10 protein-coding genes are annotated in these 11,328 nt (G+C 59.5%); 9 read left to right on the plus strand and 1 reads right to left on the minus strand.

Annotation, left to right across the window (positions count from 1 at the left end):
• Positions 1-52 precede the first annotated feature (52 nt).
• Complete coding sequence (locus tag PMI29_RS06685; RefSeq protein ID WP_008001862.1) at positions 53-964, minus strand: LysR family transcriptional regulator; 912 nt, start codon at positions 962-964, stop codon at positions 53-55.
• 175 nt (positions 965-1,139) lie between these two features.
• Between PMI29_RS06685 and amaB the strand changes: the two genes are divergently transcribed.
• The 9 genes from amaB (at position 1,140) to PMI29_RS06640 (ending at position 11,206) form a co-directional block, all read left to right on the plus strand.
• Complete coding sequence (gene amaB, locus PMI29_RS06680) at positions 1,140-2,630, plus strand: L-piperidine-6-carboxylate dehydrogenase (RefSeq protein ID WP_008001864.1); 1,491 nt, start codon at positions 1,140-1,142, stop codon at positions 2,628-2,630.
• 152 nt (positions 2,631-2,782) lie between these two features.
• A complete protein-coding gene (gene amaA / locus PMI29_RS06675; RefSeq protein WP_008001866.1) occupies positions 2,783-4,066 on the plus strand; it encodes an L-pipecolate oxidase in 1,284 nt (427 codons plus the stop codon).
• 362 nt (positions 4,067-4,428) lie between these two features.
• Positions 4,429-5,562 carry a branched-chain amino acid ABC transporter substrate-binding protein gene (locus tag PMI29_RS06670; protein ID WP_007991185.1) on the plus strand — a complete coding sequence of 378 codons (1,134 nt, stop codon included), beginning with the start codon at positions 4,429-4,431 and terminating at the stop codon, positions 5,560-5,562.
• A 249-nt stretch (positions 5,563-5,811) separates the two neighbouring features.
• Positions 5,812-6,726 carry an ABC transporter permease subunit gene (locus tag PMI29_RS06665; protein WP_008001868.1) on the plus strand — a complete coding sequence of 305 codons (915 nt, stop codon included), beginning with the start codon at positions 5,812-5,814 and terminating at the stop codon, positions 6,724-6,726.
• A gap of 3 nt (positions 6,727-6,729) precedes the next feature.
• Positions 6,730-8,010 carry a high-affinity branched-chain amino acid ABC transporter permease LivM gene (gene livM / locus PMI29_RS06660; RefSeq protein WP_008001870.1) on the plus strand — a complete coding sequence of 427 codons (1,281 nt, stop codon included), beginning with the start codon at positions 6,730-6,732 and terminating at the stop codon, positions 8,008-8,010.
• A complete protein-coding gene (locus PMI29_RS06655) occupies positions 8,007-8,882 on the plus strand; it encodes an ABC transporter ATP-binding protein (protein ID WP_008001872.1) in 876 nt (291 codons plus the stop codon). The genes livM and PMI29_RS06655 overlap by 4 nt, the downstream gene beginning before the upstream one ends.
• Positions 8,879-9,595, plus strand: coding sequence for an ABC transporter ATP-binding protein (locus PMI29_RS06650; RefSeq protein ID WP_007991194.1), 717 nt, complete (start codon positions 8,879-8,881; stop codon positions 9,593-9,595). The genes PMI29_RS06655 and PMI29_RS06650 overlap by 4 nt, the downstream gene beginning before the upstream one ends.
• A gap of 294 nt (positions 9,596-9,889) precedes the next feature.
• Complete coding sequence (locus PMI29_RS06645) at positions 9,890-10,138, plus strand: hypothetical protein (RefSeq protein ID WP_008001874.1); 249 nt, start codon at positions 9,890-9,892, stop codon at positions 10,136-10,138.
• Between the two features lie 297 nt (positions 10,139-10,435).
• Positions 10,436-11,206, plus strand: coding sequence for an SDR family oxidoreductase (locus PMI29_RS06640; RefSeq protein ID WP_008001876.1), 771 nt, complete (start codon positions 10,436-10,438; stop codon positions 11,204-11,206).
• The last annotated feature ends 122 nt before the right edge of the window (positions 11,207-11,328 follow it).

Here is an 11,328-nt window from a genome sequence, read left to right on the forward strand (position 1 = left end):
CTGCGCAACCCAACGGGGGCAAGCCCCCTCGCCACAGGGAAAGTGCAAGACGTTAGTGCTGCACCGCCTCCGGGCTATCGATCTGCTCCAGCATCCACTTCACAAAATCCCGCACCTTGGGCACTTCCGCCGAATGCTCCGGGTACGCAAGGTAATAGGCGTCGGTGCTGGGCATTGCATGCTGCCAGGGAATGACCAGCTTGCCGTCGGCCAGTTCCTCTTCCACCAGAAAGAGGGGCAGCAACGCCACGCCGCAGCCGACCTGGGCGGCGCGGATGCACATATAAAAGGTTTCGAAACGCGGGCCGTGGTAGCTGTGCTCGGTGTGGTAACCCTGGTGGTCGAACCAGTCATGCCAGGCCTGGGGGCGGGAAGCGTTTTGCAGCAGGACTAGGTCGGTCAGTTGCGTCGGGTCGGTGAACGGCGTGTCCGGCAGGCTACCCGGGGCGCACACTGGCACCAGTTCCTCGCCGAACAGCTTCAGGCATTCGGTACCGGGCCGTGAGCCCTGGCCGAAGTAGAACGCCAGGTCGCTGCGACCTTGCAGCAGATCGTCGGCTTCCTGCTCACTGCACAGGTCCAGATGGATCGACGGGTGCCGCAGGCGCCAGCCTTTCAGGCGGGGCACCAGCCAGCGCGCGCCGAAGGTGGGAGGCGTGGAAACCCGCAGGACTTCTGTTTCGCCACCGTAGGAACGCAGGTAATGGGTCGACATCTCGACCTGTGTGAGAATTTTTCGCACCTCAACCAGGTACAGATCGCCGGCCGGCGTCATCTGCAGGCGTCGGCGCACCCGGCGAAACAGCAGGTGCTGCAACAGCTCTTCGAGTTGCGCGACCTGTTTGCTCACGGCACTTTGGGTCAGGTTCAGCTCTTCGGCGGCCCGGGTGAAGCTCAAGTGCCGGGTAACGGCTTCGAAGCACTGCAACGCAGCGATCGATGGCAGGTAGCGTTTATTCAGCATGGGCGGTCCTTGATTCTTGTTTCTTTATTGCCAGCAATGCACAGCATGAATAAACGGAATGATATCTCTCTTAAAGGTCGTTTGTTGAGTAACCTCCGGACAGCTAAAACTACAGGTCTGATCAGTCGTGAATTTCCGGCTGCACGTGTTCTGTCTTTTGCTTGAGGAGTGACCCATGGTTGCCGCATTGCTTGATCGTCTAGGTGTGAACCCGACCCTGTACCAGAACGGCAAAGTGCCGGTGCATTCGCCGATCGATGGCAGCAGGATCGCCGCCGTGAACTGGGAAGGCGCCGCTGAAGTCGAGCAGCACATCAGTCGCGCAGATCATGCGTTCGAACTGTGGCGCAAGGTTCCGGCACCGCGCCGTGGCGAACTGGTGCGGCAATTCGGTGAAGTACTGCGCGAGTACAAGGCCGACCTCGGCGAACTGGTTTCCTGGGAAGCCGGCAAGATCACCCAGGAAGGTCTGGGTGAAGTTCAGGAAATGATCGATATCTGCGACTTCGCCGTCGGCCTGTCCCGTCAGCTGTACGGCTTGACCATCGCCTCCGAGCGTCCTGGCCACCATATGCGTGAAACCTGGCATCCGCTGGGCGTCGTCGGCGTGATCAGTGCGTTCAACTTCCCGGTGGCCGTCTGGGCCTGGAACACCACGCTGGCGCTGGTCTGCGGTAACCCGGTGGTGTGGAAACCGTCGGAAAAGACCCCGCTCACCGCACTGGCCTGCCAGGCGTTGTTCGATCGAGTCGTGAAAAACTTCAGCGATGCACCTGCGCACCTGTGCCAGGTGGTTATCGGCGGTCGCGATGCTGGTGAAGCGCTGGTGGATGACCCGCGCGTGGCGCTGATCAGCGCCACCGGCAGCACCCGCATGGGCCGCGAAGTGGCGCCGAAAGTGGCCGCGCGCTTTGCCCGCAGCATTCTCGAACTGGGTGGCAACAACGCGATGATCCTCGGCCCAAGCGCCGACCTGGACATGGCCGTTCGCGCGATCCTGTTCAGCGCCGTCGGCACCGCCGGTCAGCGCTGCACTACCCTGCGTCGCTTGATCGCTCATGAATCGGTGAAAGAAGAAATCGTCACCCGCCTGAAAGCCGCGTACTCGAAAGTACGTATCGGCCATCCGCTGGAAGGCAACCTGGTCGGCCCGCTGATCGACAAGCAAAGCTTCGAGAACATGCAGGATGCTCTGGAGCAGGCGTTGAGCGAAGGCGGCAAAGTCTTCGGCGGCAAGCGTCAGTTGGAAGACCAGTTCCCGAACGCTTACTACGTGTCGCCAGCCATCGTCGAAATGCCGGAGCAGAGCGATGTGGTCTGCCACGAAACCTTCGCCCCGATCCTGTACGTGGTCGGTTACAGCGATTTCCAGGAGGCTCTGCGCCTGAACAACGCGGTGCCACAAGGCCTGTCCTCGTGCATCTTCACCACCGACGTGCGTGAAGCCGAGCAGTTCATGTCGGCGGTGGGCAGCGACTGCGGCATCGCCAACGTCAACATCGGCCCGAGCGGCGCGGAAATCGGTGGTGCGTTTGGTGGCGAGAAAGAAACCGGCGGTGGTCGTGAGTCCGGCTCCGATGCATGGCGCGGCTACATGCGCCGCCAGACCAACACCGTGAACTACTCGCTGGAGTTGCCGTTGGCTCAAGGGATCACCTTCGACTGATAGGTGCCTTCCTGTAGGAGCGAGCTTGCTCGCGATGGGCGTTAACGATAGCGCGTGTTTGCTGGATGAACGCGTTGCCTGACGTTTTTTCGCGAGCAAGCTCGCTCCTACAGTGATTTGTGTGTTGGTTAGGTTTCTGTTGGAGTCTGGCAATGCCGTTACGCGATGAGTGTCTGTGGGAAAAACTGACGCCGCAAAGGCCGGACAATTCGGCCCTCAAGGGTGAGGTCACGGTGGATGTCTGCGTCATCGGCGCCGGGTTTACCGGGTTGTCGGCGGCGGTGCATCTGCTGGAGCAAGGCAAGACCGTTTGTGTGCTGGAGGCCCATCGTGCCGGCCATGGTGGTTCGGGGCGCAACGTCGGGCTGGTCAATGCCGGGATGTGGATTCCCCCGGACGAGATCGAAGCCGGGTTCGGCAAGGAAGTCGGCAGCCAGCTCAACCGCATGCTGGGTGCGGCGCCATCCCTGGTGTTCAGTCTTGTGGACAAGTACAACATCGATTGCCAGTTGCGCCGCGAAGGCACGCTGCACATGGCCCACAATGCCCGTGGCGAAGCCGACTTGCGCAGTCGTGAAGAACAATGGAAACGCCGTGGGGCGCCGGTGGAGTTGTTGACCGGCCAGGCCTGCGAACAAGCGACGGGTACCCAAAAGATCGCCGCCGCGTTGCTCGATCGCCGCGCCGGTACGCTCAACCCGATGGCCTACACCACGGGGCTGGCCAAAGCGGCCATCGGCCTGGGCGGTCAACTGTTCGATCATTCCCCGGTCACCCGGCTTGAACGCCAGGGCCAGCGCTGGTCAGTGCAAACCGCCCAGGGTTCGGTCATGGCCGAGAAAGTGGTGATTGCCTCCAATGCCTACACCGAGGGCGACTGGACGGAGCTGCGGCGCAATTTCTTCCCCGGTTATTACTATCAAGTGGCCTCGGTCCCGCTGACCGAAGAGGCTGCGCAGCAAATTCTCCCCGGCGGCCAGGGTTCCTGGGACACCCGCCAGGTCCTGAGCAGCATTCGTCGGGATAAAGACGGACGCCTGCTGCTGGGCAGTCTCGGCAATGGCAATCAGAAACCGGCCTGGTTTCTCAAGGCTTGGGCTGACCGGGTGCAGCAGCACTACTTCCCGTACCTCAAGCCGGTGGAGTGGGAGTGCACCTGGACCGGTTGCATCGCCTTCACCCCCGATCATTTGATGCGCCTGTTCGAACCGGCGCCCGGCCTGGTGGCAGTCACCGGTTACAACGGCCGGGGCGTAACCACGGGAACGGTGGTCGGCAAGGCCTTTGCCGATTACCTGTGTAACGGAAATCCTCAAGCACTACCCATTCCTTTTGCGCCCATGCAGCCATTGGCCGGGGTGGGGTTGCGCAGTTGTCTGTATGAGGCGGGATTCTCGCTGTATCACGCAGGCCAGTGCCTGCGGATCGTAATTTGAATGTTGATTTTTGCGGTGGGAAGCGGCGCTTTTTTGATCTGCAGCTAGCCTGTAGTGGTGCGGGTTGTAGCAGTCCCGCACCAGCAGTGTGCACTTCGGTGACGCACGTTGTTACAGGCTGGTTGCACGTCGTTTAAAGCTGCGGTTGCAATGATGGCGCAGACGGGTTGCGCCTCAAAAAAATAATGGTTTTACCTTCCGCGGTTTAGACGGTTGCACGCCCAATGAAAATGGGCTCGAAACAGTCGAAATAACAAGAAAGCAGCGACTTTTTTCAGAATAAAAAACCGATGGCACGGCCCTTGCTCTGAGCATTCATTGAAGTCGCAGTGCCAATTAAAAAAACCATGGAGCACCACCTCATGTCCCAGACGTTTTACAAGAAAGGCTTTCTGGCCCTCGCAGTGGCAACTGCGTTGGGTGTTTCTGCGTTTGCTCAGGCTGACATCAAGATCGGCGTAGCGGGACCAATGACAGGCGCCAACGCGGCATTTGGCGAACAGTACATGAAGGGTGCACAAGCGGCGGCCGATGCGGTCAACGCGGCTGGCGGGGTCAACGGGGAAAAAATCGTACTGGTCAAGGGCGATGACGCCTGCGAACCGAAACAGGCTGTGACGGTCGCCAAGGACCTGACCGAAAAGAAAGTCGTTGGTGTAGTAGGTCACTTCTGCTCCTCGTCGACTATCCCTGCCTCCGAGATCTACGACGAAGCCGGCATCATCACGATCACCCCAGGCTCCACCAACCCCAAGGTGACCGAGCGTGGCCTGAGTGCCATGTTCCGCATGTGCGGGCGTGACGACCAGCAAGGTATCGTGGCTGGCGACTATGTCGTCGACGTGCTCAAGGGCAAGAAAGTTGCCGTACTGCACGACAAGGACACCTACGGTCAGGGCCTGGCGGACGCCACCAAGGCTCAGCTGGAAAAACGCGGCGTGAAGCCGGTGCTGTACGAAGGGCTGACCCGCGGCGAGAAAGACTTCAGCGCTGTCGTCACCAAGATCCGTGCGGCCGGTGCCGACGTGGTCTACTTCGGCGGTTTGCACCCGGAAGCCGGTCCACTGGTTCGGCAACTGCGTGAACAGGGCCTCAAAGACGTCAAGTTCATGTCCGATGACGGCATCGTGACTGACGAACTGGTGACCACCGCCGGTGGCCCACAGAACGTTGATGGCGTATTGATGACCTTCGGTGCCGACCCACGCCTGCTGCCAGACAGCAAGACCGTGGTAGACGCCTTCCGCAAGGCCGGTACCGAACCTGAAGGCTACACCCTGTACGCCTACGCTTCGGTCCAGACCCTGGCTGCAGCTTTCAACGGCGCCAAGTCCAACAAGGGTGAAGACGCTGCCAAGTGGCTCAAGGCTAATCCGGTCAAGACCGTCATGGGCGAGAAGACCTGGGACAGCAAGGGCGACCTGAAAGTCTCCGACTACGTGGTTTACCAGTGGGACAAGGACGGCAAATACCACCAGCTGGAAAAACAGAAGTAAGGGCTGACGCGATCGGATGAATCCACTGATCCCCTGTAGGAGCGAGCACGCTCGCGAAAAACGTCAACGATAACGCGGGCTTGCTGGTTCAACGCGTTGTCCTCAGGTTCTTCGCGAGCAAGCTCGCTCCTACAGGGGGCGGTGGTGGCCTGCCTGATCGTGGCTGACATTGCTCCGACGTATATCTGTATTTTCCTTAGAAGAACCGCACAGCCACATGTGCAGGTTCTCATTGCGTGAGATTGCGTTATGGATGGTATTTTCCTGCAGCAACTGGTCAACGGCCTGACCCTCGGGTCGGTCTATGGCCTGATCGCCATCGGCTACACAATGGTCTATGGCATCATCGGCATGATCAACTTCGCCCACGGCGAGGTTTACATGATTTCCGCTTACCTCGCGGCAATCAGTCTGGCTCTGCTGGCATACTTCGGTATTGAATCCTTCCCCCTGTTGATGCTCGGCACGCTGATCTTCACCATCGTCGTCACGGCGGTGTATGGCTGGGTCATCGAGCGTGTTGCCTACAAACCCCTGCGTAACTCCACCCGACTGGCACCGCTGATCAGCGCCATCGGGATCTCGCTGATCCTGCAAAACTATGCACAGATCGCCCAGGGTGCCCGCCAACAAGGCGTTCCGACACTGCTTACTGGTGCATGGCGAGTAGAAGTCGGGACCGGCTTCGTCCAGCTCACTTACACCAAGATCTTCATTCTGGTCGCAGCGTTTGTCGGGATGGGCCTGCTGACCTATGTCATCAAGTACACCAAGCTCGGCCGCATGTGCCGCGCGACCCAGCAAGACCGCAAGATGGCCTCGATCCTGGGGATCAACACCGACCGCATCATTTCCTACGTGTTCATCATTGGTGCAGCCATGGCGGCCCTGGCCGGCGTGCTGATCACCATGAACTACGGCACGTTCGACTTCTACGCAGGCTTCGTCATCGGCATCAAGGCGTTCACCGCCGCGGTGCTCGGCGGGATTGGCTCGCTGCCTGGTGCCATGCTCGGCGGGATCATCCTCGGCATCTCCGAGTCGCTGTTCTCAGGTCTGGTCAACTCGGACTACAAAGACGTCTTCAGCTTCTCGCTGCTGGTTCTCGTTCTGGTCTTTCGGCCCCAGGGCCTGCTCGGCCGTCCTCTTGTGTCGAAGGTGTAAGCGATGTCTTCAACCACTCATAAAATCGATCTCAAAAAAAGCCTGGTTGACGCGGTTCTTGCCGGCCTCGTGGCCCTGATTGTGTTCGGCCCGATTGTCGGCATCGTCCTCGATGGCTATGGCTTCAACCTGGAAACGACCCGGGTAGCCTGGATTGTCGCTATCGTCATGGCCGGTCGTTTTGCCTTGAGCCTGTTCCTGCAAACCCCAAAGGGCCTGAGAATTCTCGAAGGCTTTGAAACCACCGGCTCCGGGGTTCATGTACTGGCGCCTGATTACAAATCCCGGTTGCGCTGGATCATCCCGCTGATGATTGTCATCGCCGTGGTGTTCCCGTTTTTCTCCAACTCCTACCTGCTGGGCGTGGTCATCCTCGGGCTGATCTACGTATTGCTGGGGCTGGGATTGAACATTGTGGTCGGCCTGGCCGGCCTGCTCGACCTCGGTTACGTGGCGTTCTACGCCATCGGCGCCTACGGTCTGGCGCTCGGTTATCAGTACCTGGGGCTGGGTTTCTGGACGGTGTTGCCACTGGCGGCGATCACGGCCGGTCTGGCCGGTTGCATCCTCGGTTTCCCGGTGCTGCGCCTGCACGGTGACTACCTGGCGATCGTGACCCTGGGCTTCGGTGAAATCATTCGGTTGATCCTCAATAACTGGCTGTCCCTGACCGGCGGCCCGAATGGCATGGCAGCGCCGTTGCCAACCTTCTTCGGCATCGAGTTCGGAAAAAGGGCGAAAGAGGGCGGGGTGCCGTTCCATGAGTTCTTCGGCATCGCCTACAACCCTGACGTGAAGTACTACTTCATCTACGCCGTGTTGTTCATGGTGGTCCTGGCCGTGCTGCACATCAAGCACCGCCTGACCCGCATGCCGGTCGGCCGGGCTTGGGAAGCCCTGCGCGAAGACGAAATCGCCTGTCGTTCAATGGGGCTGAACCACGTGCTGGTCAAGCTCTCGGCATTCACCATCGGTGCTTCGACTGCCGGGCTGGCCGGGGTGTTCTTCGCCACTTACCAGGGCTTCGTCAACCCGACCTCGTTCACTTTCTTCGAGTCGGCGCTGATCCTTGCCATCGTGGTACTCGGCGGCATGGGCTCGACCATAGGCGTCGTAATTGCAGCCTTCGTGCTGACCGTGGCTCCGGAACTGCTGCGTGGCTTCGCCGAATACCGCGTGCTGCTGTTCGGCATCCTGATGGTGTTGATGATGATCTGGCGACCGCGCGGCCTGATCCGGATCAGCCGTACCGGTGTGACCCCGCGTAAAGGAGTAGCGCCATGAGCGAAGTCGTACTCAGTGTCGAAAAGCTGATGATGCACTTCGGCGGCATCAAGGCGTTGAACGATGTCAGCCTGAAAGTCCACCGCAATTCGATCTTTGCCCTGATCGGCCCCAACGGCGCCGGCAAGACCACGGTGTTCAACTGCCTGACCGGGTTCTACAAGGCCTCTGGCGGCAAGATCGAACTCAATGTGCGTGGTCAGCAGACCAACGTCATCAAGTTGCTGGGCGAATCGTTCAAACCAACCGATTTCGTTTCGCCGAAATCCTTCGCCAGTCGGCTGTTCTACAAGGCGTTCGGTGGCACTCACCTGGTGAACCGCGCAGGGCTGGCGCGTACCTTCCAGAACATTCGCCTGTTCAAGGAGATGTCGGTGCTGGAAAACCTGCTGGTGGCCCAACACATGTGGGTCAACCGCAGCATGCTGGCCGGCATCCTCAACACCAAGGGCTACCGCAAGGCCGAAAGCGATGCGCTGGATCACGCGTTCTACTGGCTGGAAGTGGTGGACCTGGTGGACTGCGCCAACCGTCTGGCCGGTGAGCTGTCCTACGGCCAGCAACGCCGCCTGGAAATCGCCCGGGCCATGTGTACCCGTCCGCAGATCATCTGCCTCGACGAACCGGCGGCCGGCCTCAACCCTCAGGAAACCGAAGCGCTGAGCGCGATGATCCGGCTGCTGCGCGACGAGCACGATCTGACCGTGGTGCTGATCGAACACGACATGGGCATGGTTATGAGCATCTCCGACCACATCGTGGTGCTGGACCACGGCATCGTCATCGCCGAGGGCGGACCCGATGCGATTCGTAACGATCCGAAAGTGATTGCGGCCTACCTGGGCGCCGATGAAGAGGAAGTGGTGCTATGAGCAAACCCATCCTCGAACTCAAGGAACTGGATGTGTTTTACGGGCCGATCCAGGCCCTGAAGAAAGTCTCGCTGCACATCAAGGAAGGAGAAACCGTCAGCCTGATCGGCTCCAACGGTGCCGGCAAGTCGACCCTGCTGATGTCGATTTTCGGCCAGCCACGGGCGGCGGACGGGCAAATCCTCTATCAGGGCGTGGACATTACCCACAAGTCGTCCCACTACATCGCCTCCAACGGCATTGCGCAATCGCCGGAAGGGCGGCGGGTGTTCCCCGACATGACAGTCGAAGAAAACCTGCTGATGGGCACCATCCCTATCGGTGACAAGTACGCCAAGGAGGACATGCAACGCATGTTCGAGCTGTTCCCGCGGCTCGAAGAGCGGCGTACCCAGCGGGCGATGACCATGTCCGGTGGCGAGCAGCAGATGCTTGCTATCGCCCGGGCCCTGATGAGCCGGCCCAAACTGCTGTTGCTCGATGAGCCGAGCCTGGGCCTGGCGCCGATCGTGGTGAAGCAGATCTTCGCCACCCTGCGGGAACTGGCCAAGACCGGCATGACCATTTTCCTGGTGGAGCAGAACGCCAACCACGCCCTGCGGTTGTCGGACCGGGCGTACGTGATGGTCAACGGCGAAATCCGCATGACCGGTACCGGCAAGGAATTGTTGGTCAACGAGGATGTGCGTAACGCCTATCTCGGCGGGCACTGAGTTTCAGTGGTTACACACAAGCCCCGGCGCGCAATCGCCGGGGCTTTTTACATCTCCAGATACCGCCAATTCCCCTGTAGGAGCGAGCTTGCTCGCGATAAACCCGAGAACGCTGCAGGGTGTCTGGCTTCCCGCGTTATCGTTCACGACCATCGCGAGCAAGCTCGCTCCTACAGGGATCGCAGGAAATTGTGGAAAACAATATTCCCAAGCTCCCGAAGCGCGACATAAAGCCGCTGCAAATAGTTGTTTTGTCACGGTTTTGACTTGTCCCCGTTTGCTGTGGAGCCGGCTGTGAATAACGTGGGAGTAGCTGGCTGCAGGCCTTTGAAAACGTGGCTTGCAGAGGTGTGGTTGTTTTTTGATCAGGTGTTTTTGCGCAACTCTCAGGCTGCTTTGTCAACCTTTTTGTTCGTAATGAAACTGCGTGGATTCAGCGTGGACAAGCCTGTGGATAAGTCTGTGATTAAACTCTGGAAAGACCCGGCTGAAGGCCGTAGTTACTGGCTTGTCGCCATCGCTGGTTTGACCCGTCAGTCATGAAAATGGCCAAGGGCTACACAGCAGGTGGTTGAGGGTCAAGCAAAAAAGTTTTGAATCCCCGCGCAAAGCCTTGTGGATAGCGGCTTGCAGCTTTTTCACTTGCCCCCAAAGACTGTGGACCGGCCTGTGGATAACGTGCGCGCACATGGCTGCAGGCCACGATGGTCAAGGGTTTGCCGGGATTGAGTGTTTTTTGAACAGTTTGAACGGTGGTTGCCGCTGTGATCAAGGCCGGGCATGCTGCCTGCTGATTTTCTATTCCAATGGCTGGCGATCAGCCGAAGCAAGGAGAACACGATGTCCAACACCCTGTTTATTACCGGCGCGACCTCCGGTTTTGGTGAAGCCTGTGCCCGTCGTTTTGCCGACGCAGGCTGGAAACTGGTGCTGACAGGCCGTCGTGAAGAGCGCCTCAATGCGCTGTGCGCCGAGCTGTCGAAGCAGACCGAAGTCCATGGCCTGGTGCTCGATGTGCGTGATCGCAAGGCCATGGAAGAGGCGATTGCCAATCTGCCGCCATCCTTCGCCAAGCTGCGCGGGTTGATCAACAACGCCGGCCTGGCCCTGGGTGTCGATCCGGCACCCAAGTGCGACCTGGACGATTGGGACACCATGGTCGATACCAACGTCAAAGGCCTGATGTACAGCACCCGCCTGCTCTTGCCGCGTCTGATCGCCCATGGTCGCGGCGCCGGTATCGTCAACCTGGGGTCCATCGCCGGTAACTATCCGTACCCGGGCAGCCACGTGTATGGCGCGACCAAGGCGTTCGTCAAACAATTCTCCCTGAACCTGCGCTGCGACCTGCAAGGCACGGGCGTGCGCGTCAGCAACATCGAGCCGGGCCTGTGCGAGAGCGAGTTCTCGCTAGTGCGTTTTGCCGGTGACCAGGAGCGTTACAACGCCACTTACGCCGGTGCCGAGGCGATCCAGCCGCAAGACATCGCCGAGACTATTTTCTGGGTCCTCAATGCGCCTGCGCACATCAACATCAACAGCCTGGAGCTGATGCCGGTGAGCCAGACCTGGGCTGGTTTTTCGATTGATCGCAGTGGTGGCAAGGCTTAATACCGAGTCATCGTTCTTCGCGAGCAAGCCCGCTCCCACAGGATTTTGTGCCGTCTACACAACTTGTGTGCACCTTGATCCACTGTGGGAGCGGGCTTGAACTGGTCAACTAATTTTGGACA

The organism is Pseudomonas sp. GM49 (assembly GCF_000282355.1).
Taxonomy (GTDB): Bacteria; Pseudomonadota; Gammaproteobacteria; order Pseudomonadales; family Pseudomonadaceae; genus Aquipseudomonas.

Excerpts from the sequence above, each read along its gene's own strand:
- PMI29_RS06685 (WP_008001862.1), bottom strand. The coding sequence starts at position 964 with ATGCTGAATAAACGCTACCTGCCATCGATCGCTGCGTTGCAGTGCTTC.
- amaB (WP_008001864.1), top strand. The coding sequence starts at position 1,140 with ATGGTTGCCGCATTGCTTGATCGTCTAGGTGTGAACCCGACCCTGTAC.
- amaA (WP_008001866.1), top strand. The coding sequence starts at position 2,783 with ATGCCGTTACGCGATGAGTGTCTGTGGGAAAAACTGACGCCGCAAAGG.
- PMI29_RS06670 (WP_007991185.1), top strand. The coding sequence starts at position 4,429 with ATGTCCCAGACGTTTTACAAGAAAGGCTTTCTGGCCCTCGCAGTGGCA.
- PMI29_RS06665 (WP_008001868.1), top strand. The coding sequence starts at position 5,812 with ATGGATGGTATTTTCCTGCAGCAACTGGTCAACGGCCTGACCCTCGGG.
- livM (WP_008001870.1), top strand. The coding sequence starts at position 6,730 with ATGTCTTCAACCACTCATAAAATCGATCTCAAAAAAAGCCTGGTTGAC.
- PMI29_RS06655 (WP_008001872.1), top strand. The coding sequence starts at position 8,007 with ATGAGCGAAGTCGTACTCAGTGTCGAAAAGCTGATGATGCACTTCGGC.
- PMI29_RS06650 (WP_007991194.1), top strand. The coding sequence starts at position 8,879 with ATGAGCAAACCCATCCTCGAACTCAAGGAACTGGATGTGTTTTACGGG.
- PMI29_RS06640 (WP_008001876.1), top strand. The coding sequence starts at position 10,436 with ATGTCCAACACCCTGTTTATTACCGGCGCGACCTCCGGTTTTGGTGAA.